Annotated in this window: 21 protein-coding genes and 1 pseudogene; 13 read left to right on the forward strand and 9 right to left on the reverse strand. The window is 73.0% G+C overall.

What is annotated here, in order from left to right:
* The first annotated feature begins 183 nt into the window (after positions 1-183).
* Positions 184-537 carry a hypothetical protein gene (locus GA0074692_RS24215; protein ID WP_091647877.1) on the forward strand — a complete coding sequence of 118 codons (354 nt, stop codon included), beginning with the start codon at positions 184-186 and terminating at the stop codon, positions 535-537.
* 80 nt (positions 538-617) lie between these two features.
* Positions 618-1091, forward strand: coding sequence for a hypothetical protein (locus tag GA0074692_RS24220; protein WP_245730438.1), 474 nt, complete (start codon positions 618-620; stop codon positions 1089-1091).
* A 67-nt stretch (positions 1092-1158) separates the two neighbouring features.
* Here the strand turns inward: GA0074692_RS24220 and GA0074692_RS24225 are convergent, their stop codons facing one another.
* The 5 genes from GA0074692_RS24225 to GA0074692_RS24245 all read right to left on the reverse strand — a co-directional run bounded on the left by GA0074692_RS24225 (position 1159) and on the right by GA0074692_RS24245 (position 5650).
* A complete protein-coding gene (locus tag GA0074692_RS24225) occupies positions 1159-2382 on the reverse strand; it encodes a hypothetical protein (RefSeq protein ID WP_091647880.1) in 1224 nt (407 codons plus the stop codon).
* Positions 2379-2897: a SigE family RNA polymerase sigma factor gene (locus tag GA0074692_RS24230; protein ID WP_091647882.1), complete on the reverse strand. Its 519-nt coding sequence runs from the start codon at positions 2895-2897 to the stop codon at positions 2379-2381. Before GA0074692_RS24230 ends, GA0074692_RS24225 begins: the two co-directional genes overlap by 4 nt.
* A gap of 126 nt (positions 2898-3023) precedes the next feature.
* On the reverse strand, positions 3024-3272 hold the full coding sequence (locus GA0074692_RS24235; protein ID WP_091647884.1) for a hypothetical protein: 249 nt from the start codon (positions 3270-3272) through the stop codon (positions 3024-3026).
* A gap of 31 nt (positions 3273-3303) precedes the next feature.
* The gene (locus tag GA0074692_RS24240; RefSeq protein ID WP_091647886.1) at positions 3304-4137 is read right to left on the reverse strand and encodes a glycohydrolase toxin TNT-related protein; all 834 of its coding nucleotides are present in this window, start codon (positions 4135-4137) and stop codon (positions 3304-3306) included.
* A 220-nt stretch (positions 4138-4357) separates the two neighbouring features.
* Positions 4358-5650: an acetyl-CoA C-acetyltransferase gene (locus GA0074692_RS24245; RefSeq protein ID WP_091647888.1), complete on the reverse strand. Its 1293-nt coding sequence runs from the start codon at positions 5648-5650 to the stop codon at positions 4358-4360.
* A 55-nt stretch (positions 5651-5705) separates the two neighbouring features.
* On the opposite strand from GA0074692_RS24245, the gene GA0074692_RS24250 reads away from it, so the two are divergent.
* From GA0074692_RS24250 to GA0074692_RS24275, 6 genes are all read left to right on the forward strand, one after another.
* A complete protein-coding gene (locus GA0074692_RS24250; protein WP_091647891.1) occupies positions 5706-7112 on the forward strand; it encodes a 3-oxoacyl-ACP reductase in 1407 nt (468 codons plus the stop codon).
* 233 nt (positions 7113-7345) lie between these two features.
* Positions 7346-8167: a MaoC/PaaZ C-terminal domain-containing protein gene (locus tag GA0074692_RS24255; protein ID WP_245730745.1), complete on the forward strand. Its 822-nt coding sequence runs from the start codon at positions 7346-7348 to the stop codon at positions 8165-8167.
* A 95-nt stretch (positions 8168-8262) separates the two neighbouring features.
* Positions 8263-9015, forward strand: a complete 753-nt coding sequence (locus GA0074692_RS24260; protein ID WP_091647893.1) for an NUDIX hydrolase — start codon at positions 8263-8265, stop codon at positions 9013-9015.
* Positions 9012-9995, forward strand: coding sequence for a protein kinase family protein (locus GA0074692_RS24265; RefSeq protein WP_091647896.1), 984 nt, complete (start codon positions 9012-9014; stop codon positions 9993-9995). Before GA0074692_RS24260 ends, GA0074692_RS24265 begins: the two co-directional genes overlap by 4 nt.
* A 10-nt stretch (positions 9996-10005) precedes the next feature.
* On the forward strand, positions 10006-11013 hold the full coding sequence (locus GA0074692_RS24270; protein ID WP_091647898.1) for a hypothetical protein: 1008 nt from the start codon (positions 10006-10008) through the stop codon (positions 11011-11013).
* A complete protein-coding gene (locus tag GA0074692_RS24275; RefSeq protein ID WP_091647901.1) occupies positions 11010-12353 on the forward strand; it encodes an adenylosuccinate synthetase in 1344 nt (447 codons plus the stop codon). The genes GA0074692_RS24270 and GA0074692_RS24275 overlap by 4 nt, the downstream gene beginning before the upstream one ends.
* Here GA0074692_RS24275 and GA0074692_RS34945 read toward each other — a convergent pair.
* Together GA0074692_RS34945 and GA0074692_RS24285 are read right to left on the reverse strand one after the other, a co-directional pair.
* Positions 12312-13583, reverse strand: coding sequence for a hypothetical protein (locus GA0074692_RS34945; RefSeq protein WP_091647903.1), 1272 nt, complete (start codon positions 13581-13583; stop codon positions 12312-12314). The two genes, GA0074692_RS24275 and GA0074692_RS34945, sit on opposite strands and share 42 nt — an antisense overlap.
* Before the next feature lie 106 nt (positions 13584-13689).
* Positions 13690-14328 (reverse strand): TetR/AcrR family transcriptional regulator, encoded by a 639-nt coding sequence (locus tag GA0074692_RS24285; protein WP_176738561.1) that lies wholly within the window; start codon positions 14326-14328, stop codon positions 13690-13692.
* A gap of 120 nt (positions 14329-14448) precedes the next feature.
* On the opposite strand from GA0074692_RS24285, the gene GA0074692_RS24290 reads away from it, so the two are divergent.
* The 3 genes from GA0074692_RS24290 (at position 14449) to GA0074692_RS24300 (ending at position 16979) form a co-directional block, all read left to right on the forward strand.
* Complete coding sequence (locus tag GA0074692_RS24290) at positions 14449-14901, forward strand: SCP2 sterol-binding domain-containing protein (protein WP_091647908.1); 453 nt, start codon at positions 14449-14451, stop codon at positions 14899-14901.
* A 1-nt stretch (position 14902) separates the two neighbouring features.
* Positions 14903-15256, forward strand: coding sequence for an acyl-CoA dehydrogenase family protein (locus GA0074692_RS24295; protein ID WP_281199007.1), 354 nt, complete (start codon positions 14903-14905; stop codon positions 15254-15256).
* A 184-nt stretch (positions 15257-15440) separates the two neighbouring features.
* Complete coding sequence (locus GA0074692_RS24300) at positions 15441-16979, forward strand: N,N-dimethylformamidase beta subunit family domain-containing protein (RefSeq protein WP_091647911.1); 1539 nt, start codon at positions 15441-15443, stop codon at positions 16977-16979.
* Between the two features lie 19 nt (positions 16980-16998).
* Here GA0074692_RS24300 and purD read toward each other — a convergent pair whose 3' ends face one another.
* Both purD and GA0074692_RS24310 read right to left on the reverse strand, forming a co-directional pair.
* Positions 16999-18255: a phosphoribosylamine--glycine ligase gene (gene purD / locus GA0074692_RS24305; RefSeq protein WP_091647913.1), complete on the reverse strand. Its 1257-nt coding sequence runs from the start codon at positions 18253-18255 to the stop codon at positions 16999-17001.
* Between the two features lie 111 nt (positions 18256-18366).
* Positions 18367-19656 (reverse strand): adenylosuccinate synthase, encoded by a 1290-nt coding sequence (locus GA0074692_RS24310; protein ID WP_091654011.1) that lies wholly within the window; start codon positions 19654-19656, stop codon positions 18367-18369.
* 125 nt (positions 19657-19781) lie between these two features.
* Here GA0074692_RS24310 and GA0074692_RS24315 point away from each other — a divergent pair.
* Together GA0074692_RS24315 and GA0074692_RS24320 are read left to right on the forward strand one after the other, a co-directional pair.
* Positions 19782-20776 (forward strand): annotated as a pseudogene (locus tag GA0074692_RS24315) (diacylglycerol kinase family protein).
* Between the two features lie 495 nt (positions 20777-21271).
* A complete protein-coding gene (locus tag GA0074692_RS24320) occupies positions 21272-23455 on the forward strand; it encodes a MinD/ParA family ATP-binding protein (RefSeq protein WP_425413399.1) in 2184 nt (727 codons plus the stop codon).
* The last annotated feature ends 132 nt before the right edge of the window (positions 23456-23587 follow it).

A 23587-nucleotide genomic window follows, 5' to 3' on the forward strand; every position in this document is an offset into this window, starting at 1 on the left:
GACAGCGGCGCGGTCGGCGTACCCGCTCCCCGTCCCCGGCCGGTGCCCCGCGCTGACCCCCACCAGCGCGCGTACCGGCCCACCGGGGGCGGGCGTACGGCAGCGGCAGCGCATCGACCGCAATCCCCGCGGTCGCCCGCGCCAGCCGTACGCCCGCCCCTGCCCAACGGCAGGAGGGCTCCCATGGGTGTCTACCGGTCGGTCCACCGGTTGTCGGACCGCGACGAGACCGACGCGCGGGCCGCGCACACGGTCCTCGCCAACCACGTACCCGATCCGGAGAGCGGCCTCTGCGCGGTCTGCCTCGAACCCGCGCCCTGCCGCCCGGCGAACGCGGCGGCGAATCGCCTGGTCGAGCTGGGTAGACCGGTGCTGCCGAACGATCCGCCGCCGACCCGGCCGGCCGGCTGGCGCAGTCGGTGGTTTCCGCACCGCCGGGGCCGGTACCGGACGGCTCCGCTGATCACCCACGTCTGGCGGCTCCGCTTCGGCGGGTCGGTGGCCCGGCCGCCGGCCTTCGCCTGGTTCGCCGCGTGACCCGGCGGCAGCCAGCCGAGCCGCCACGACCGAGAAACGCCGGCCGGTGGCGACCGCCCAGCATTCGGATCGGCGACATCGTGACTGCTGACGAGGGCCACTACTGCTTCGGGCTGGGCCGGCTGGTCCTGGAGGTAATCGAGATCGGCCGTCGGGAGCGGCACAGCGACGGCCTATGGCTCCAGTTGCGCGGCGTCGAGATCAGGCAACCCGACGGGGTACGCCTGCGTCAGCGCCGGGTGCTCGTCCGGCTCGCCGCTGTCGCCGTTAAGCGCGGTCGGGACCATCGCGCCGGACGAACACCCGTGTCACGCCGACCGGGTACGCCGGAGTTGCACGTGCCGGTCCGTCCGAGCTGGGTTTGTGCAGGCTGCGGGAAGGACTGGCCCTGCGTCGACCGGCGTCGCCGTCTCCTGGTCGACTACGCCGGCAACCAAGTTGGACTGGCGATGCTGCTCGCCTCGTACATGCTGGACGCCCTCGCGGAACGGCCCGACCTCTCCCCGACGGAGCTGCGCGCCCAATTTCTGGGCTGGCTGCCCCGCCGTCTGTGACCGCCCCGGGCCGTGGTGGCGTGGACCCTCCTGGTTTCCGCGCCACTACGGTCGGCCGGCGTGTCGGTCACCTGATGCCGAGGGTGATCTCGGGATCCAGGGCGATGGCCTTCTGCTGCTGCTCGGTCAGCGCGAACGTCCCGTCCGGTCGGTTGCTGGTGAGCAGCACGATGACCCAGAGGCCGTCCTTGCGCATCACCCACACATGCCGCTCGGCGGAAATCTCCGCGGTCTGCCGGGCGGTGTCGGTGGTGACGTTGATCCGTTCGCCGCCCGGTCCCTCGCTCTCCGCGCAACGCTGCGACGTGCTCGGTTCGCCACAGCCCGGGAAGAAGGCCATCCGGGCGATCCGGACCGCGAGGAGTCCGGGGACACCGCCGATGGTGATCCGCCCCTCGCCCTGGTAATGATCGACGGTGTTCTCGGCGGGGTCGCCGGTCCACTGTGACTTCAGGTCTGCGGCGTTCCCGTCGACGCCCAGCGCTCCGACACCGGGTGCCTGCCTCCGGAGCGCGGTGAGGACCGCGTTGTCGATCCGTTCCTGCTGTGCCTCGTCGTGGGGAGCCGTGGGTAGGTCGGTCGGTGCCGGCTTAGGCTCCACGCCGGGCGGCAGCAGGCCGGGACGGACGGCGGGGTCGGTCGCGACGGCGGTCAGTTGTTCTGCCGTCAGTGAGAGCCGCCCCTGTGCGTCGTCGCCGGCCAGGTACACGGTGACCATTTCCCCGTTCTCTCGCAGTGCGGTCGCGCTGCGGAACAGGTGCGGCTGGTTCCCGGCTGATCGGGTGTTCTCGGCGGTTCTGATCAGGGTGCCGTCCGGCCGACAGACCAGGGAGGCCGGCGGTGGCGAACAGGTGAACCGGACCGACATGTATCGGGTCACCCGGACGGTCAGGGTACCGCGAACACCATCGACTTCGATTTCGCGCCGGGTCAGATGGCTGGTCTGATCGCCGACCGGATTGCCGGGCTGGGGCCTCGGGAGAAAGGTGATGTTGGAAGCTTCCCGCATCAGTGCCGTGTTGACGGCGCTCTCCATGCGTAGCAGGTCCGCCGTGGTGCCGACCGTGGTGGTGACTTCCGGCCCGGTCGCCGGATGGACGTTCGATGTCGTCGATCCCGGCAACAGAGCCACCGTGAGGGTCACCGCCAGGACGGCCGCCGCGCCGGCTCCGCTGGCTCCCCAGATCCGCAATTTCCTGGCCCGCCGCTGTCCCGAGATGATCCGGTCGACGTCGACCGTGGAGACCGGGGAGTCGCCGATCGCCGCGTCGAGTGCCTGTCGGTAGCTCATGCCCACTCCTCCCTAGGGCGTCCGGACGAGTTGGTGGCGAGGGCGCGCAGCGCGTCGAGGCCGCGTGCGGCCTGGCTCTTGACCGTGCCGGGGCTGATGCCGAGAATCGCGGCGGTCTCCTCTACGGACAGGTCGCAGTAGAAGCGCAGGACGATCACCGCCCTACGCCGGGCGGGGAGCTGACCGAGCAGGTCGAGCAGCATCTCCCGGTCGGCAAGGACAGGCTCGGCCCGGTGCAGGTCCACCTCGTCGGGGACCTCGTCGACGCTGCGTTCGCGTCGCCACGGCCGGCGTCGCTCGTCCAGCCAGGCGTTGGTCAGCATGCCTCGCACGTACGCGTCGAGGTTCTCCACCGTGCGGACCCGCCGCCAGTGCCGGTAGAGCTTGGCGAAGGTGATCGAGACCAGGTCGTCGGCGGTGTGCCAGTCCCGACAGAGCAGGTACGCCGTCCGGCGCAGCGACTCCAGTCGGGCGACCACGAACTGCCGGTACTCCTCCTCGTCCGCGCGTCTCACCGCGCGGAACCCGCGTTTACCGTCATGCCCAGGGAACGGAGGGTGTCGCCCCCGAGGTTGCTTCGATCGTGGTGGCGAACGGCCAGGAGGGCCGTTCGCCACCACGATCCACGGCGCGAACCGATTTCACGGCGCGGGGCGGCCGGTCAGGGCGTGGTAAAAAGCCCGGCAGGCGGCGTCCTCGGTGTCGTGGGTTTCCCGGACGTCGTAGACACCACGCTCGTAGAGGCCGATCTCCCACCGGCCGCCGGGTGACCGGCGCAGGAACCAGAAGTCCGGCGGGAGCGGCACGTGTTCGTGGACGTCCGCCAACTCGAACGCATCCGGGGAGAGCCCGGTGTGCAGCAGGACGTTACGTAACTCGTGCCGGTCCACCCGCCGTCTCCTGTCCTCAGGCCGCCATCGTTCAGCAGATGGTGGCGCCGGCCGTGGCCCCGCACTGCCCGTTCGGCCTGGTGGTCAGATCCTCCTCCACCAGGTACCCGTTCTCGACCAGCCAGGTGATGCTGAGCTGCCCGCCGGCCTCCGGCAGGTGCCGCTGGTCCAGTTTGAACTGGGTGCCCATGCCCGGCTGGCCGAACCAGGGCGCGGTCGGTCCGGAGTCGACGGCGAACGCCTTGAGCACGCAGTAGACGTGGTAGTTGGCCAGTGGCGCGGACTCCGGGGTGCTCAGGTTGGCCGGTGGCAGCGACCGGGCACTGAACGGCGTGCCGAGCGGGGCGAGGTAGGCGCCGCCGGAGAAGCCGAAGCGGTCGAGCCGGTAGCCGGGGAGCAGGGTCTGCGCCGCCTTGACCGGGCGGCCGTCCGGTCCGACGACGAACCCGCCGGCCGGCGGGTACACGTACGACTTCTGCGCGGCGTTCGTGTACTGGTCGAGGAACTCCTGCGTGGTGAGTGCACCGAACCGCTTGTAATCGGTGAGCAGCGGTCCGACCGGGTCGACGGTCTGCGCCTGGGACGGCCCGAGGAGCTGGTTGTTGTCGTACGCGGTGCTCGTCGGCGCGTTCGGGGGCGTACCCGGTCGGCACGGCGAGGTGGACGTCGGGCTGGCCGGCTGCTGCCCGCCGGGCTGTGCGCCCGAGGGCGACGGAGTCGGCACGGCGGTGGGCACCGGCCGGGGTAGGGGAACGGGTGTGGTGAGCGGCTGCCCGGTGACCGCGCCCACCGATTGGGCGGGCAGCGGGAGCAGGACGAACGCTGCCCCCGCCAGTAGTGCCAGAAGTCGACGGTTGATCGCCATGGCAAACCTCCTAGAGACGATGGATCAGGGAATCTCATCGTCGGGAGATTTGAAGGTGAATGTGAGTGGTTGTTCCTTTCATACCTGAAAGGAGGAAGTACCGACTCCGTAGCGGCTTGTCCGGATCGCCGCCGAGAGCGGTCCAGGCAGCCGCTCAGCACGCTTCGGACGGCCGCTCAGCCCGCTCCGGGCAGCCGCTCAACGCGCTCCGGGCAGCCGCTCAGCGTTCCAGAATCGCGGTGACGCCCTGGCCACCGGCCGCGCAGATCGAGATCAGTCCTCGGCCGCTGCCCTTCTCGGCGAGGAGTTTCGCCAGCGTGGCGACGATCCGGCCGCCGGTCGCGGCGAACGGGTGCCCGGCTGCCAGCGACGAGCCGTTGACGTTGAGCCGGTCCCGGTCGATCGGGCCGAGTGGCGCGTCCAGGCCCAGGCGTTCCTTGCAGAACTCCGGCGACTCCCAGGCCGCGAGGGTGGCCAGCACCTGCGAGGCGAACGCCTCGTGGATCTCGTAGTAGTCGAAGTCCTGCAACGTCAGCCCGGCCCGGGCCAGCATCCGGGGCACCGCGTACGCGGGGGCCATCAGCAGCCCCTCGTCGCCGTGCACGAAGTCCACGGCCGCCGTCTCCGACCAGGAGAACCAGGCGAGCACCGGCAGGCTCCGCTCCTGGGCCCACTCCTCGCTGGCCAGCAGCACCGCCGACGCGCCGTCGGTGAGGGGGGACGAGTTCCCGGCGGTCATGGTGGCCAGCCCGCCGTCCGCACCCTTCGTGCCGAAGACCGGGCGGAGCTTGCCGAGCTTCTCCAGGCTGGTGTCCGGACGGAGGTTCTGGTCGCGGGTCAGCCCCAGGTACGGCGTGATCAGGTCGTCGAAGAACCCCCGGTCGTACGCGGCGGCGAGCCGCTGGTGCGAACGCAGCGCCAACTCGTCCTGGGCCTGCCGGTCGACGTGCCAGCGTAGGGCCGTCCGGGCGGCGTGCTCCCCCATCGACAGCCCGGTACGCGGCTCCGCGTTGCGCGGGATCTCCGGCAGGAACGGGTGGTGCGGGCGCAGCCTCGCCGCGATGCGCAGCCGCTGGCCGAACGTCCGGGCCGCGCCGAGCCGGAGCAGGGTGCGCCGCATCTCCTCGTTGACGGCGAGCGGGGCGTCCGAGGTGGTATCCACCCCGCCGGCCACCCCGGCGTCGATCTGACCGAGGGCGATCTTGTTGGCGACCAGGATGGCGGCTTCCAGCCCGGTGCCGCAGGCCTGCTGGATGTCGTACGCGGGGGTGTGCGGGTCGAGCTTCGAGCCGAGCACCACCTCGCGGGTGAGGTTGAAGTCCCGGGAGTGCTTGAGCACCGCCCCGGCGACCACCTCGCCGAGCCGTTGTCCGGCCAGGCCGAACCGGGCGACCAGCCCGTCGAGCGCCGCGCCCAGCATGTCCGCGTTGGACGCGTCGGCGTACCGCGAGTTGGACCGGGCGAAGGGGATCCGGTTCCCGCCGATCACCGCGACCCGTCGGATACTCTGCACGATCCCGCCTCCTCGAAACCCTTGCCCCCACCCTACTCGCAAGTAGGCTACGCCCATGAACGACAGGTACGCGAGCTTCGTCCAGTCTGGTGCCGGCCGCACTCTGGTCAAGCGTCTCGGACTGCCCGACCCGCCCCGGCTGCGGCGGCACCGCCCGGGTGATCCGCTGCTGCCCGGCCCCGCCCTGCTCGGCGCCGCGACCAGGAGCCAAGCCGCGACCGGAAGTCGAGCCGCGACCGGGAGTCGACTCGTCGAGCCGGTCGGCCGGATCCTCCGCGCCGCCGGGGTCGAGCTGGCCACCGACGATCCGGCCGCCGTGGGCGACGCGGCCGCCGCGTCCGCCGACACCCGCTTCGGGGCCCTGGTGTACGACGCCACCGGCGTCACCGACTCGACCGAACTGCGGCAGCTCTACGACTTCTTCCACCCGTACGCCCGGTCGCTGCACGCCAGCGGGCGGGTGGTGGTGCTCGGCACGCCGCCCGAGCGGTGTGCCACCCCGCGCGAGGCGACCGCCCAGCGGGCCCTGGAAGGACTGACCCGCAGCATCGGCAAGGAGTTCGGCCGGGGTGTCACCGCGCAACTGGTGTACGTCGCCGACGCCGGCACCGAAACCAGCCTGGAAGCGACTCTGCGGTTCCTGCTCTCCGGGCGCTCCGCGTACGTCTCCGGGCAGGTGATCCGGGTCGGCACCGGACCGGCGACCGCCCCGGCCGACTGGGAGCGGCCGTTGGACGGGCAGGTCGTCCTGGTCACCGGGGCGGCGCGGGGCATCGGCGCGGCGCTGGCCCGGGTGCTGGCCCGCGACGGAGCGCAGGTGGTCGCGCTGGACATCCCGGAGGCCGGGGACGAGCTGGCCGCCGTCGCCAACGAGATCAGCGGCAGCGCCGTACAGCTCGACCTGACCGCGCCGAACGCCGCCACCCGGCTCGCCGACCACCTCGCCGCCCGGCACGGACGGGTGGACGTGGTGGTGCACAACGCCGGCATCACCCGGGACAAGACCATCGCCCGGATGAACGCCGACCGCTGGGACCAGGTGATCGACGTGAACCTGTCCAGTCAGGAACGGATCAACGACGTGCTGCTGGAGCGGGAGCTGATCCCGCACGGCGGCCGGATCGTCTCGGTCTCCTCGATCGCCGGGATCGCCGGCAACCGGGGCCAGACCAACTACGCCACCAGCAAGGCCGGCGTGATCGGGCTGGTCGACGCGCTCGCCCCGGCGCTGGCCGACCGGGGGATCAGCGTCAACGCGGTGGCGCCCGGCTTCATCGAGACCCGGCTGACCGCCCGGATCCCGCTGGTGCTGCGCGAGGCGGGCCGCCGGATGAACAGCCTGGCCCAGGGCGGCCTGCCGGAGGACGTGGCCGAGACCATCGGGTGGCTGGCCTGGCCCGCTTCGGGTGCGGTCACCGGCAACGTGGTCCGGGTCTGCGGCCAGAGCCTGCTGGGGGCGTGATGGTCCGGCGCGAGGAACCGAACGACGACCTCACCGTCCACGAGCTGATCGACGGGCCCACCGAGGTCATCTCCGCCCGTGACCTGGCCGCCGTCCGCGCCACCGGGCACCAGATCGCCGGGGACCAGCACGACATCAGCGTCGAGGAGACGCACGACCTGTCCGCGTACGCCACCACGGACCTGTCGGCGTACACCGCGCGGGCCGGCCGTGCCCGGACGGAGCTGCCTCGGATGCCGGCCTCCGGGCCGCTCTACCGGCGGGCGGTGCTCGGGTCGCTGCCCTGGGTGGGCCGCCGGCGCTCCGCCGAGCTGCCGAACGTCGCGCTGACCGTCCGGGGCGTCACCGTGGACCGGGCGCACCTGGCCGACTACGACCGGGTCTGCGGGTTCCGGCTGACCGACGCGCTGCCCGGGACGTACCCGCACGTCATGGGGTTCCCGCTGGCGTTGCGGCTGATCAGCGCCCCGGACTTCCCGATTCCGCTGACCGGCGTGGTGCACGTGGGCAACCGGATCACCGTACGTCGGGCGATCGACGCGGGCGAGACCCTGGACTTCACCGCGTACGCGGAGAACCTGCGTCCGCACCCACGGGGGCGGCAGCTCGACGTGGTGCTGGTCGCCTCGGTCGACGGGCAGGAGGTCTGGCGGGGCGTGTCGACGTACCTCGGGCGGGACAAGTCGGCGACCGGCGGCCCGCGTAAGCAGGGCGAGTGGGCCCCGGCTCCGACCGGCCCGGCGCTGTGGCGGGTCGGTCCGCGCACCGGCCGGGACTACGCCCGGGTCTCCGGTGACCACAACCCGATCCACACCTCGCGGCTGGGCGCGCGGCTGCTCGGCTACCCGCGCCCGATCGCACACGGCATGTGGAGCAAGGCCCGCTGCCTGGCCGCGCTGGCGCCCCGGCTGCCCGAGGCCTATACCGTGGAGGTGGCGTTCAAGCTGCCGATCCGTCTCCCCTCGACGGTCAACTTCAGCGCCATCCCCGACGGCGGTTTCCTCCTGAACGACGCCCGCACCGGCCACCCCCACCTGGTCGGCACCATCCACTGACCGCCCTCCTGTCGACAGTCACTCGATCGGGTGGTAAGTTCTTCTCAGGTTGAGTTGTTCTCAAGTTGAGTTGTTCTCGCTCGGAGAGGAACGCGGTGGACGAGCAGGAGTTCCTGGCGGGGTACGACCCCTCGGCGTACCCGGCGGTCGCGGTGACCACCGACGTGGTCGCGCTGACCATCCGCGAGGGGTCGCTGCACCTGCTACTGATCCGGCGCGGCCAGCCGCCGTACGCGGGGCACTGGGCGCTGCCCGGCGGGTTCGTCCAGCCGGACGAGGACCTGGCCACCGGCGCGCGCCGGGAACTGGCCGAGGAGACCGGCCTCGGCGACGAGCGGATGCACCGCGTCCACCTCGAACAGCTCGGCAGCTACGGTGACCCGGGCCGGGACCCTCGGATGCGGATCGTCTCCATCGCCCACCTGGCCTTCGCCCCCGACCTGCCCGACCCGGTGGCCGCCAGCGACGCCGCCGAGGCGGCCTGGCTGCCGGTGACCGAGCTCGGCAACCGGCAGCTCGCCTTCGACCACGCCCGAATCATCGACGAGGGGCTGGAGCGGGCCCGCGCCAAGCTGGAGTACACCCCGCTGGCCACGCGCTTCCTCGAACCCGAGTTCACCATCAGCGAGCTGCGCGGCGTCTACGAGACGGTCTGGGGGGACCCGCTGCACGCCGGCAACTTCCACCGCAAGGTGCTCTCCGTACCGGGCTTCGTGGAGAGCACCGGCGCGACCACCGAGCGCGGCGGGGCCCGGGGCGGCCCGCGCGCGAAGCTCTACCGGGCCGGCGACGCCCGACTGCTCCACCCGGCGCTGCTGCGCCCCGCCCGGGAGGAGGAGATCCGGTGAGGACAGAGGAGGCGATCCGTCTGGTCGCGGCGGCCCACACCGACGACGACCTGTTCGGCGTCGACGCGCCGGCCCACCGGTACCGCGAGCTGGTCGCGGCCCTGCACCCGGACCGGCTCGGCCGGGCCGACGAGCGGGTACGCGCCGCCGCCACCGACGCGTTCGTCCAGGTCACCACCCGCTGGCGGGCGGCCACCCAGGGCCCGGGAATCCTGCTCGGCGACTACCGGCTCGGCCGGCTCGCGTACTCCGGCGACCTGACCGACCTGTACGACGTCGGGGCGGACCGGCTACTCAAGCTGCCCCGCCAGCCGGGCGACAACGATCTGATGGCCCGTGAGGCGCACGCCCTGCGCACGCTCGAGGAGCGGGGCGACCCGCGTCACCTGCCGTACGTGCCCCGGCTGGTCGACTCGTTCCGGCACCGGGACGCGGCCACCGGCGCCGAGCGGCGGGTCAACGTACTGGCCGCCGTCGGAAACCTGCACAGCCTGGACGAGGTGCGCCGGGCGTACCCCGGCGGGCTGGACGGCCGGGACGCGGCCTGGATGTGGCGGCGGCTGCTGGTCGCCCTCGGCCTGGCCCACCGGGCCGGCGTGGTGCACGGCGCGGTGCTCCCCCGGCACGTGCTGATCGAGCCGGACGCGCACGGCGTGGTGCTGGTCGACTGGTGCTTCGCGGTGGTCGGCGACGGCGTCGTGCCGGCGCTGGTCCCCGGTCACGAGGACTGGTATCCGGCCGAGGTGACCGCCAAGCGGCCCTGCGGGCCGGGCACCGACCTCGCGATGGCCGCCCGCTGCATGACCTGGCTGATGGGCGACCGTGCCCCACGTGAGCTGCGCGCCTTCGCCGACGGCTGCCGCCTGCCGGCGCTGCACGCCCGACCCGACGACGCCTGGCGACTGCTCGGCGAACTCGACGAGGTGCTGGAACGGCTCTACGGGCCGCGCACCTTCCGACCCTTCACCCTCAACCCCTAGGGAGGCTGCCATGGGCAGTGGAATCTGGTCCACCGACGTGTACGACGCCGCCAAGAGCTACCGGAAGGCCACCGGGAAGAGCGCCTTCTCGTACAGCGACAGCGGGGCCCGGACGGTGCACCCCGACCTCGACCCGCGCGGCGCGACCCGGGAGAGCCGCGACTCGGCCGAGCACCCGCAGTCGACACCGATCGTGGTGCTGTTCGATGTGACCGGCTCGATGGGGCACGTCCCGCGCACCCTCCAGGCCAAGCTGCCGCAGTTGCTCGGGCTGCTGCTGCGCCAGGGCTACGCCCGCGACCCGCAGATCATGTTCGGTGCGATCGGCGACGCCACCTGCGACCGGGTGCCGTTGCAGGTCGGCCAGTTCGAGTCGGACAACCGGATGGACGACGACCTCGGCAAGATCGTGCTGGAGGGCGGCGGTGGCGGCCAGATGATGGAGTCGTACGAGCTGGCGATGTACTTCGTCGCCCGGCACACGGTCACCGACTCCTGGGAGAAGCGCGGCCGGCGCGGCTACCTGTTCATCATCGGCGACGAGCTGGCGTACGCGAAGGTCAAGCAGCGTGAGGTGGCCCGCCTGATCGGCGACAACCTGGGCGAGGACGTGCCGCTGCGGCAGGTCGTCGACGAGGTGACCCGCCGCTGGGACACGTACTACCTTCTCCCGGCCGGCAGCCACTACTCCGGCAACCGCAAGGTGCTCGACTTCTGGCGCGACCTGCTCGGGCAGAACGCTATCGAACTGGACGACCTGGACGCGGTCTGCGAGACCATCGCGCTCACCGTCGGGCTCGGTGAGGAGGCCATCGACCTGGACGAGGGCCTTCGGGACCTGGACCGGCACGGCTCGGCGGCCACCGGCACGGTCTCGAAGGCGCTGGCCCGGGTCGGCGGCGGCCGGCGCACGGTCGTGTCGTCGCTGCCCAACAGCTCGACCCTGCCGGCCCAGCGCGGTGGCTCGACCCTGCCGGCCCCGCGTGGTGGCTCGACCGGAGGGGTCACCCGGCTGTGAACCACGTGGTGGTGGTCGACCTCGGCTACGGCGACGCCGGCAAGGGCACCGTCGTGGACTGGCTCTGCGCGACCCGGCCGGTGCACACCGTGGTCCGGTTCAACGGGGGCGCGCAGGCGGCGCACAACGTGGTGCTCGCCGACGGCCGGCAGCACACGTTCGCGCAGTTCGGGGCGGGTACGTTCCGCCCCGGCGTGCGGACCCACCTGTCCCGGCACGTGGTGGTGGACCCGCTGGCGCTGGCCGCCGAAGCCGACCACCTCGCCTCGGTCGGGGTGCCGGACGCCCTCGACCGGCTCACCGTCGACGGTGGGGCGTTGCTCGCCACGCCGTACCACCGGGCCGCCAACCGGGCCCGGGAACTCGCCCGGGGTGCCGACCGGCACGGCTCCTGCGGGCTGGGGGTGGGCGAGACCGTCGCGTACGGGCTCGCCCACCCCGACGACGCGCCCCGGGTGGCCGACTGCCGCGACCCGGAACTGCTGCGGGACCGGCTGACCCGGCTGCGGGACCGGTTGACCGCCGAACTCGGCCCGTTGGACGCGCCGCCGGTCGAGGACTGCCTGCCCGCGTTCACCGGATTCGCCGCCCGGGTGGCGATCGTGGACGGGTCGTACCTGGCCGGGGTGCTGCGGGCGGGCACCTGCGTCTTCGAGGGCGCGCAGGGGGTGCTGCTGGACGAGTGGCACGGCTTCCACCCGTACACGACGTGGAGCACCACCACCTTCGCCAATGCGGAGGCGCTGCTCGCCGAGGCGGGCCTGGCCGGCACCGCCCAGCGGCTGGGCGTACTGCGTACCGTGACCACCCGGCACGGGCCGGGCCCGCTGGTCACCGAGGACCGAACGCTGCCGCTGACCGACCCGCGCAACCCGACCAACCCGTGGCAGGGCCGGTTCCGGTTCGGCCACTTCGACGCGGTCGCCCACCGGTACGCCCTCGAGGTGGCCGGCGGGGTGGACGGGCTGGTCCTCACCCACCTGGACCTGGCTGACCGGGGGTTGCGGATCTGCCGCCGCTACGACACCGCCGACCGGCTGCCGGTCGGTCCGCCCGGCGACCTGGACCGGCAGGCCGCGCTCACCGCCCGGCTGCTGGCCGCCCGACCGGTGTACGACGACGACGCGCCAGCCGACTGGGTGGCGGCGGTCGAGGACGCGTTGGCCGTCCCGGTGGTGCTCACCTCGCACGGCCCCACGGCCGAGGACAAGCGGCCGGTGTCCGGGCTGTCCACCGGAGCAAGCCGGGCCGACGGGGCGGCCTGGCCGGCCCCGACCGCCGGAGGGGAGCGGTCGGGGTCAACCGAGGTAGCCGCGCAGCTCCTCCCGGCTGCGGGGTAGGCCGTACTCGCCAACCAGCAGGGAGAAGTTCCCGAACAGGCTGCCGTCGATCGACCACGGCAGCGGCGACCGGGCCAGCATCTCGGCCAGCCGCCGCTGCCGGCCGGTCAGCGCCTCCGGTGGCGTCCCCGCCGGCAGCGGGCCGTCGGGAAAGGCCAGGCGCAGCGCTTCGGTCGCCACCGTCAGTGCCTCGACGCCGTCGACGGCCGGCAGCCGGTCGAGCAGCGCGGCGTACGTCCGGTCGGCGTGCCGGGGCCCGACCTGCCGCAACGCCAGCGCGGCGTACCCGGCCAGGTCGCCCTCCAGGAACGGCACCCAGACGTCGTCGGCCGACCGCCGTCGACCGCGCGGTGTGGCGGTCGTCCAGCGGAGCAGCTCCTCGACGGTGGCGTCGTCGGCGTCCGGCCCGAGCACCCGGGCCCGGGCGACCGCAGCGGCCCACCGGACCACCGGACGCGGATCGGTGAGCAGGGCGGAGTCCGGCGCGGACCCGAGCAGACCGGCGGCCACCAGCGCGGTCGCTGCCACGTCCGCCGCCCGGTCACCCGCCGCGCTGGCCCTCCCGTCGGCCGCGTCCGCCGCCGGGCCCGCGCTGGTCCGCCCGTCGGCCGCGAGTGCCGTGGTGACGGCCGCGAGCAGCGCCGGCAAGCTGTCGGCCGCCTCCTCCGGAAACCAGGCGAGGGCGTACGCCCCTCCGATGCGCGGTCCCGGCTCGGGGTGGGTGAGCAGGGCGCGCAACACCGGCACCCCGGCCCGCGCCGCGTCGTACGCGGCCAGCTCGTAGTAGGCGAAGAGGCGGTTTCGATCGGCCTCGGCCAGCCCGCGCAGGTACTCCGCCTCGGCGTCGTCGGCCTCGTCGGAGCTGGGCGGCTTGGCGGCGGCCAGCTCCCGCCCGCCCTCCGTCGCCCGGCGGTACTCGGCCACCGGGAAGCCGTCCGGAAGCCAGCTCTCGTCGTAGCCGATCGCCAGGCAGGTCAGCAGGTGGAGCGCCAGGTCCCGGTCCGGCGTGGCCGGGTCGGCGACCATGGCGAGCAGGAACGGCACCGCGTACGCGCTCGCCTCGTACCGGCTGCCCTGGTGGAAGATGTTGCTGTAGAGGTCACCGAAGGCGGCCTCCCGTTCCGTCGGGTCGGCTGAGCACAGCGCGCGGAGCTGGTCGGGGACGTCCGCAGCCGGCCCGTAGGCGTGGCCGAGCCGCCGCCAGTCGATGTCGTCGATCCGGTCGAGCACCCGCCCATCCTCGCGCACCCCACCGACCGACCGAGCCGGCCGCGACCCCGGCGATCCGTACGCCGGTACCGGCACGCGAGGCTTCCGCGCGGCTGCTGGCCTGCCCTCACTCTCCGGTCGGGCGCCAGGTCTCGCCGCGCAGCAGTTGGTCCGCGCCCAGCCAGGCGATGTTCATCATCCGGGTGGCGGTCTTCGCCGGGTCGGCCTCCGGGTGGTCGGCGAGCCAGTCGCCCAGCGACTCGGTCGCGCCGACCAGGGCGTACGCGATCACCTCCAGGTCGGTCTCGCGGACCTCGCGGCCCTGCGCGCGCAGTGCGTCGTCGAGCATGCCGGCGACCACCTCGACCAGCCGGCTGCGCATGGTGGCCAGTTCCCCGGCGAACGGCTGCTCGCCCCGGGCCTGCCGGTAGAGCACGATCCAGCCGTCCCGGTGCGCGCCGACGAACCCGAAGAACGCCCGGAGTCCCCGCCAGAGCCGTTCGTCGGCCGGCAGGTCGGGGGCGGCGGCCGCGGCGATGGCCTCCACCATGCGGGTGCCCTCCCGGTGCAGGCAGGCGACGAAGAGCTCCTCCTTGGTGCCGAGGTACGCGTAGACCATCGGTTTGGAGATGCCGGCATCCTCGGCGATCTCGTCCATGCTGGCGGCGTGGAACCCCCGGCGGGAGAAGGCACGGACGGCCGCGTCGAGCATCTGCTGCTCACGGACGGCCCGTGGGAGACGGCGGAACGCGGGTGTGCTGGACACCTTGCGAGCATACCTACTCGTACGTAAGGTTACGCCAGAGTAGGCAAGTCGATCCGTGCGTCCCGGCCCGACGCGAAACCCGCGCGGTACGGCGGCGACACGACGTCCGGAAGGTTCCCCATGACTGACTTCGATCCGGCCACTTTCTCCTCGTACGGCCCCAAGGAGTTCGCCAAGCTCGTCAAGTCCACCCCGGACAAGAAGATCGCCGAGGTGATGTCGGGCGAGCTGCGGGGCAAGGTCCTCGACGAGGTGTTCAGCCGGATGCCGTCGCTGTTCCGGGCCGAGAAGGCCGGTAACACCAACGCGGTGCTGCACTGGAACATCACCGGCGGCCCGGACGGCAGCTCCGACACCTACGAGGTCGTCATCGAGAACGGCGCCTGCACGGTCAACTCCACCCCGGAGCGGGAGCCGAAGCTGACCCTCACCCTGGGCCCGGTCGAGTTCCTCAAGATCGTCGCGGGTGCCGCCAACCCGGCGATGATGTTCATGACCGGCAAGCTGAAGGCCAAGGGCGACCTGGGTCTGGCCGCCAACATCCCCAACCTGTTCGACATCCCCAAGGGCTGACATGTCCGAGTTCTCGCTCGACCTGAACGAGGAACAGCGGGATCTCCGCGACTGGGTGCACGGCTTCGCCACCGAGGTCGTGCGCCCGGCCGCAGCCGAGTGGGCGGCCTGGATGGGCCGTAACGACAAGCCGTTCGCCGCCGGGGAGGGTTCGATGTCCAAGCTCAAGGCGGGCGAGGTGGCCGTCGCGGTCACCGAGAAGGCGGTGCAACTGCTCGGCGGGGCCGGCTTCCTCCGTGACCACCCGGTCGAACGCTGGTACCGGGACGCCAAGATCTACACCATCTTCGAGGGCACGTCGGAGATCCAGCGGCTGGTCATCTCCCGTGCCATCTCCGGCATCCAGGTGCGCTGACACCACGTCCCCGGCCGATCTCTTGCCGGCCCGTCGGCCACCGACAAAAGCGCCGCCACAACGCCACCGTCAAGGTCGTGACCAGGGAAGCAGTCGTCATCCCGACGAACCGACGGGCGTCTGCGTCCACAGTGGTATGTTCGGGCGCTTCCTCCCCGCGTCCGGAATCCGCTCAGGAGCTGCCATGGCAGGTGTGCGTCGTCGTCGTGCCCTCGGCCTGCTCGCCTTCGGCGCGTCCGCCGCGACGGCCGGAGCGCTCTGGCACACCTCGTCGCCACCGGGTGCCGAGCCGGTAGCCGCAGGTTGGGGGAAGGCGCCGACACCGAAACCGGCCCCCGCTGGTCCCGCCGGTCCCGCTCCGGTCATCGGGGAAAACGAGGCCACCGGTACCGCCTGGCCGCCCAAGGGCAGCCGGCGGCCGGGCGTCGACGACCGCCACCGGCAGATCCAGGGGTACGCCTCAGCGACCAGCGTCGCCCCCGGCCAGGCCATCGACTTCCACATCGCGGTCGACCCGGCCGGACCGTACCGGATCACCATCGTCCGACTCGGCTGGTACGGCGGGGCCGGCGCTCGCGAGTTGCTGACCAGCCCCGAGTTGACCGGCGGACCGCAGCCGGTGCCCCTGCCCGAGCCGGACGGCGGGGCGCTGATCTGTCGGTGGCCGGTCTCCTGGACGCTACGCGTCCCCGACGACTGGACCTCCGGGCTCTACCAGGCGATCTTCACCTCGGCCGAGGGCTGGCGCGGGTACGCGCCCTTCGTGGTACGCGACGACCGGCGAGCCGCCGCGCTCTGCGTGGTGCTGCCGTTCACCACGTACCAGGCGTACAACCAGTGGCCGATGGACGGCACCATCGGGCGGAGCCTCTACTACGGCTACCAGGACGGTGCGCTGAACTACGAGCGGCGCTCCCTGACCGTCTCCTTCGACCGCCCGTACGCGTACGACGGCCGGCCCAAGCACCTCGACCGCGACCACCACTTCATCCGCTGGGCCGAACGGCAGGGCTACGACGTCGCCTACGCCACCACCGAGGACCTGCACAGCGGTCGCCTCGACCCGGCTCGGCACCAGGGGATCGTGTTCTGCGGTCACGACGAGTACTGGTCGGAGCCGATGCGGGTCGCAGCGGACCGCGCGGTGGCGGCCGGAACCAGCCTGGCCTTCTTTGCCGCGAACAGCGTCTACTGGCACATCCGGCTGAACCCCTCCGCCGACGGACGACCCGAACGGCTGATCACCTGCCACAAGACGGCACCGGACCCGGGGGCGGACACCGCCGGCCCGACGACGTACTGGCGTAAAGTCGCCCACGACGGCAGCCGCGCCGAGCAGGGGCTGCTCGGCATCCAGTACAACGGCATCGTCACCGACCCGCAGCCGCTGGTGGTCAGCTCGGCCGGACACTGGTTCTGGTCGGGCACCGGACTCGCCGACGGCGACCGGATTCCGGGCCTCGTCGGGGGTGAGGCGGACGGCCGGTACTCGGGGCTGCCCCGGCCCACCGGGGTCGCGACGACGCTCGCCGCCTCGCCGTACCGGACCCGGCAGGGGCAGCAGCGACTCCAGCGGACCCACCTCTACGAGACGCCCCAGGGTGGCCTGGTCTTCGCCGCCGGGACGCTGTTCTGGACGATGGCCCTGGACCGCCCCAAACACCGGGACGCCCGCGTCGAGCGGGCCACCGCCAACCTGCTGGACCGCATGATCCGCGACTGACAGCCTGCCCCGGCCCACGTCAGCCCTTTGGTGGTAGCAGGGGGATGGCGTCGCGTACCGCCGCGTCGGCGATGTCCCGCCGGTGGTGCGAGCCGGGCAACTCCACGTCGTCGACCAGCGCGTACACGGCATCCCGGGCAGCGGCCAGGTCTACGCCGGTGGCGGTGGCGCAGAGGACCCGGCCCCCGGCGGAGACCAACGTGCCGTCGTCGGCGCGACGGGTGCCGGCGTGGATGATGCCCGGCCTATCCGCGCCGCTGATCACGTCACCGGTACGCGGCTGGCTGGGGTAGTTCGCCGCAGCCAGCACCACGGTCACCGCGGCACCGTCGCGCCAGCGCAGTGGCGGGTGCACGGCCAGTGCGCCGGTGGCCGCCGCGTGCAGCAACGCACCGAGCGGCGAATCCAGCAGGGCGAGCACGACCTGGGTCTCCGGGTCGCCGAACCGGGCGTTGAACTCGATCACCCGGGGACCGGCGGCGGTGATCGCCAGGCCGACATAGAGGAGGCCGGCGAACGGGGTGCCCCGGCGGCGCATCTCCGCCAGCGTCGGGTGCACCACCTCCCGCATCACCTGGTCGACCAGGCCGGGCGGCGCCCAGGGCAGTGGGGCGTACGCTCCCATGCCGCCGGTGTTCGGGCCGCTGTCGCCGTCGCCGACCCGCTTGAAGTCCTGTGCCGGCAGCAGCGGCACCGCCGCCTCGCCGTCGGTCACCACGAAGAGCGACACCTCGGGCCCGGCGAGGTACTCCTCGACCACCACCCGCCCGCACTCGGCGGCGTGGGCCAGCGCGGCGGCCCGGTCGTCGGTGACCACCACGCCCTTGCCGGCGGCGAGCCCGTCGTTCTTGACCACGTACGGCGGCCCGAACTCGTCCAGCGCCCGGGCGGTGGACGCCTCGTCGGTGCAGGTGTACGCGCGGGCGGTCGGCACCCCGGCCGCGGTCATCACGTCCTTGGCGAACGCCTTCGACCCTTCCAGCCGGGCGGCCTCGGCGGACGGACCGAAGCAGGCCACACCCTTGGCCCGGACCGCGTCGGCGACCCCGGCGACCAGGGGAGCCTCCGGCCCGATCACCACCAGGTCGACGTTCTCCTCGACGGCCAGTCCAGCCACCGCCGCCGGATCCCCGATGTCGACCTGCCGAAGCTCCGCCACACCCGCGATCCCCGGATTCCCCGGTGCCGCGATCAGCCGCTCGACGGACGGATCAGCCGCCAGCCCGAGCGCCAGCGCGTGTTCCCGTCCACCCGATCCCACAAGAAGTACCCGCACAGGCCCCGATCCTACCGACCGCCACCGGCCGCTCTAGTTGATCAAGAGGTTCGCGCCAGGATGTGGACGTCCCCGGTGACGCGAACTTCTTGATCAACGCCGAGAAAGGGCCTAGGGGAGCAGGGGGTGGTAGAGGACGTTCTCCTCGCGGCCGGGGCCGACGCCGACCACGCTGACCCGGGTGCCGCAGAGCTCCTCGATGCGGGCGACGTAGCGACGCGCGTTCTCCGGGAGCTCGTCCTCGGTCCGGGCCTTGGTGATGTCCTCCCACCAGCCGTCGAGCTCCTCGTAGACCGGCTTCGCGTGGTGGAAGTCGGTCTGCGTCATCGGCATGTCGTCGTACCGCTTGCCGTTGATCTCGTACCCGACGCAGATCGGCACCTTCGGCAGGCCGGTGAGCACGTCCAGCTTGGTGACGACGAGGTCGGTGACGCCGTTCAGGCGGCAGGCGTACCGGGCGACGACCGCGTCGAACCAGCCGCACCGCCGTTCCCGGCCGGTGGTGGTGCCGTACTCGTGGCCGACCTTGCGCAGGTGCTGGCCGTTGTCGTCGAAGAGCTCGGTCGGGAACGGCCCGGAGCCGACCCGGGTGGTGTACGCCTTGCTCACCGCGATCACCTTCGTGATGGCGGTGGGCGGGATGCCGGCCCCGACGCACGCCCCGCCCGCCGTCGGGTTCGACGAGGTCACGAAGGGGTACGTGCCGTGGTCCATGTCGAGCATGGTGGCCTGGGCGCCCTCCAGCAGGACCGTCTCGCCCCGGTCCAGGGCGTCCCAGAGCATCACCCGGGTCTCGGCGATGTACGGGCGCAGCCGCTCGGCGTAGGCGAGGTACTCCTCGACGGTGGCCTCGACGTCGATCGCCTTGCGGTTGTAGACCTTGAACAGGATCTGGTTCTTCTCGCGCAGCGCCAGTTCCAGCTTCTTGCGCAGGATGCCCGGGTCGAGAAGGTCCTGGAGCCGGATGCCCATCCGGGCGACCTTGTCGCCGTACGCCGGGCCGATGCCCCGGCCGGTGGTGCCGATCCGGGACGAGCCGAGGTACCGCTCGACCACCCGGTCCAGCGCCCGGTGGTGCGGCATGATCAGGTGCGCGTCGCCGGAGATCCGCAGTCGGGAGACGTCCACGCCCCGCTCGGCCAGCCCGTCGATCTCGCCGAGCAGCACCTTCGGATCGACCACCACACCGTTGCCGATGACGATCATCGCGCTCGGCGAGAGCGCGCCGGAGGGCATCAGGTGCAGGGCGTACTTCTGGCCGTCCGGAGTGATCACCGTGTGCCCGGCGTTGTTTCCGCCCGAGTAACGCACGACGTAGTCGACCCGCTCGCCCAGCAGGTCGGTAACCTTGCCCTTGCCCTCGTCGCCCCACTGAGCACCGAGGAGCACGATCGCTGGCATCTTCACCGCCTCCAGGGGGCTCGGGTGCCAGGTGGCGACCGCGTGGCGAGCCCGAGGTGTCAGGCTAACAAGTGGTGTAGGCGCAGCCCGCAGGGGCTGCGCGACGAGGCAGGAGGCCCTCTTCCGTGTACGACGTGGTGCTGCTCACCCTCGGCTCGGAGCGTGACGCCGCCGGGGCGTGCGGCAGCGGTGGCGGATGCTGCGGCGGAGCCGACGAGAAGGCCGGCCCGACACCCGCCGAGCGCTGCGAGACACCACGCGTACCGGTGCTGGCCTGCGCGGATGCCCTGGCCGAACGGGGCGCCCGGGTGGAGACGGTCACCGCCCGGTCGGACGCCGAGATCGACGAGGTGTTGACCCGGCTCGACGCCCCGGCCCGACCCGACGGTCTCACCTGGCCCGACCCCGACTCCAAGACCCGGCTGGTCGTCGCCACGGCCAGTGACGCCCAGTTGCGCGCCGTCCTGCGCCGGCTCGTCCGCCGGTACGCCCCACCGCCCAGCCGCCGCCCGGCCGAGCTGGCCGGCAACCGTACGGTGCCGGATCTGCCGCCGGTCGGCGTACTGCCGCTCGATCCGGCGCGGGCCGCCACGCAGCGTGACCTCGCGGCGCAGCTCGGGCTGCCTCGGGAGCCGGCCGCGGTGGCCGCCGCAGTGCTGGACGGCCGGGTACGCCGCCTCGACCTGCTCCGCAACGACGGCGGCTCGGTGACCCTGGACGGGGCGTTGCTGGGCGCCTCGGACGAGTCCGGCCGGCCGCTCTACTGGCGGGGCGGGTGGAGGTCGACGACGCCATCCTCACCAGGGGCGAGGATCCCCTGCTGGCCTGCGCGATCGGCAACGCCGGTGGGTACGCGCGGCTCGACGGGCTCCCCCTGCTCAACGCCCCCGACCCGACCGACGGCGTGGTCGAGGTGGCGGTGGCCATTCCCGTGGTGAGCCGCACGGTGCTGGGCCGGAAGCGAGTCCGGTTCGAGGTACGCCGGGCCCGGGGCCGGGCGGTCGCCGTCGTGCCCCGGGACGAGCGGATTCCGTTCCTCGACGACGGTGCCGAGGGTGAGTTGACCCGGAAACGGTCATGGTGGACCGAGCCGGGAGCGTGGGCGGTCTACACCGCCTGATCGCCCCGTTGAGCACCGGTTGGGCGACTTTCAGGGCCTATCCTCGGCAGGAGGACAGGGGGAGGAACCGTGGTGCACGAGAACGCCGACCGGGTCCGTCTGCCGGGTCAGCAGGGGGGACCGGTACCCGAACGGGACGTCGAGCCGCTCTGGCCGCCGGACCCGGACCAGCCGGGCGCTGATTCCGTACCCCGTCCCCCCGCCGCCCAGCAGTGGGCACCGCCGGAGGTCCCGCCAGCCCCGGTCCCCGGCACACCGGCGTCGCGACCGCCGTCCCGGCCCGCCGGCCCGGAGCCCGCCGAACCCGTGTCGGCGGACGACCCGGCGGCGTGGGCCCCGAACGGTCCGGTTGACTGGCCGCCGGTCCCACTGTCGTCCGCTACGACGGGACCCGACGGCAGCCCGAGCAGCGGCCCGAGCAGCACCGCACCGGCCGAGGGCAGCGCGGCCGGCGCCGTAGCGGTCGACAGCGGCGCACCGGTCGACAGCGACCCGATCGACGATCCAGCCGGCGACGGAACGACCAGCCTCCCGGAGCCGGCAGCCGCCGGCCACCCGGAAGCCGCGCCCCCGCCCGCGACCATCGGGCCACCGCCGGTGGACCGGCCCGACGACCTGGCCGCTGGCCGGGGTGGGCAGCCCGATCCGGACGACGGTCCGCCCGATCCGGCCCGCCCGGCGGGCGGGTCACGGGGGCAGGCCGAGTCGCCGTGGGCGTACCCGCCGCAACGGTCGCAGCAGATACCGGCCGGCCCTGGCCAGCCGCACCAGGTACCGGCCGCGTCCGGCCAACGGCTGCACGTACCGGCCGAGGCCGGCCGGCCACAGCAGGTACCGGCCGAACCCGTTCAGCCGGCGGTGCCACGACAGCAGCCCAGCGCCGGAACCGCCCCCGGCTGGTACTCGTTGCCCCCGGTGCCCAGCGACTTGCCCCCGGTCCCCGGCGACTTGCCCCCGACCCCCGGCACCGGCACCGGCAACCAGCTCCCGCCCAGCGGCGAGCCGCACCCGACCAGCGCTCCGGCGACCGCTGACGCCGGAAGCGTGCCGGCCGGTCCGCAGGTGCCCGAGGGCACTTGGACACCGGGGGGCGAGGGCTGGCCGGCAACCGGCAACACGCCCACGGCCAGCGAGAACCCGACAGCCAGCGGCTGGCCGGCGAACAGTGGCGGACCGACCGAGAGTGGCGGACCGACGGAGGGTGGCTGGCCGGCAGACGACGCTCCGGCGGACGGTGGCTGGCCGACGGAGAGCGGCTGGCCGGCGAACGGTGGTGCGCCGGGGGGTGACGCTGGATCACCACACTCCCCGGCCGGCGCTCACTACGAGGTGGGCGAAGGCGCGGTCGCAGGAGGCGGGCAGTTGCCGCCGAACCTGCCGCCGGATGTCCAGGGCTTCGACGGCGGGCCGTACCAGAGCGGCGGGCCGGGCCAGACCGGTGGGCCGGCGGCCGGACCGGGTGCGGCCTGGGCGGGCGGGCAGGGCGGCGGGGCGTACCCGGGCAACGGTGTCCCGACCCATGCCCCAGCCGGTGATCAGCCCGGCTGGGCACCGCTGCCGGCCGGGCCGGCCGACCCGACGTCCGGCTGGCCGGCGAGCGGCGGCTGGGCGACGGCAGCCCCGGGACCGACGGCCGACCCGCAGCTCCCGCCGACCGGCCAGCCGGGCGGAATGGCGGCGGAGCCGGCACCGTCCCGGATCCCGCCGCCGCCCGCGACCTACTCGGAACCGCTCTGGTCCGACGGCGCGACGCCGACCGCCGAGGACTTCGCCCGGCGCCGGCAGGCGCGGCCGGCCGACCCGGTGGCCACCATGGGCGTACGGGCCGTGCTGAACCGTTCGACGCTGGGACTGGTCAAGCTGCCGCCGGGACGGCACGAGCAGGAGGTCAAGCACGACATCGAGATGGTCCGCCGCAACTTCGGTGGCCTCCGTCAGGTGACGGTGGTCAACCCGAAGGGCGGTGCCGGCAAGACCGTGGCGATCCTGCTGCTGGCGATGACCTTCGGTCAGAAGCGCGGCGGCTACGTCCTGGCCTGGGACAACAACGAGACCCAGGGCACCCTGGGTATGCGGGCCCAGCAGGACTTCCACTCCCGGACGGTACGGGACATGCTGCGTGACCTCGCCCAGTTCCAGGGCGCGCACGGGCGGGTCGGCGACCTGTCGCAGTATGTCCGCTCGCAGGGCGAGGGGATGTTCGACGTACTGGCCTCGGACGAGTCGGCGACCGGCGGTGAGATGCTCACCGCCTCGGCGTTCGCGGAGATCCGGGACGTGGTGAGCCGGTTCTACAAGCTGATCTTCGTGGACACCGGGAACAACGTCCGGGCCCAGAACTGGCAGGCCGCGATGGACGCGACCGACCAACTGGTGGTCACCATGTCGGCTCGGAACGACTCGGCGGAGACCGCCGCGCGGATGCTCGACCACCTGGAGCAGAGCGGACGGCAGCGCCTGGTCCGGCAGGCGGTGACGGTGGTGTCGATGCCGCCGTCCCGGAAGGAGATCGACCTGCCGGCGATCCAGGAGCACTTCGCGGCCCGCACCCGGGCGGTGCTGCTCGCGCCGTACGAGCGGTTGATCGACACCGGCGAGCCGATCCGGTACGGGCAGCTCTCCTCGGCCACCCGGGACGCCTGGCTGAAGATCGCCGCCGCGGTGGCCGAAGGGCTCTGAGTGGCCCTAGGGCGCTGATCCGGTCGGGCGTCTCCCCGCTGTCGTCCGACGCCGGCCCGGCCTCGTACGACGCCGGGTGGGACGGGTCTCTCCCCGGTCCGGGAGGGACCCGCCCCGCGCCGGCAGGTCGAC

Origin of the sequence: Micromonospora pallida (assembly GCF_900090325.1) — a bacterium.
Taxonomy (GTDB): domain Bacteria; phylum Actinomycetota; class Actinomycetes; order Mycobacteriales; family Micromonosporaceae; genus Micromonospora; species Micromonospora pallida.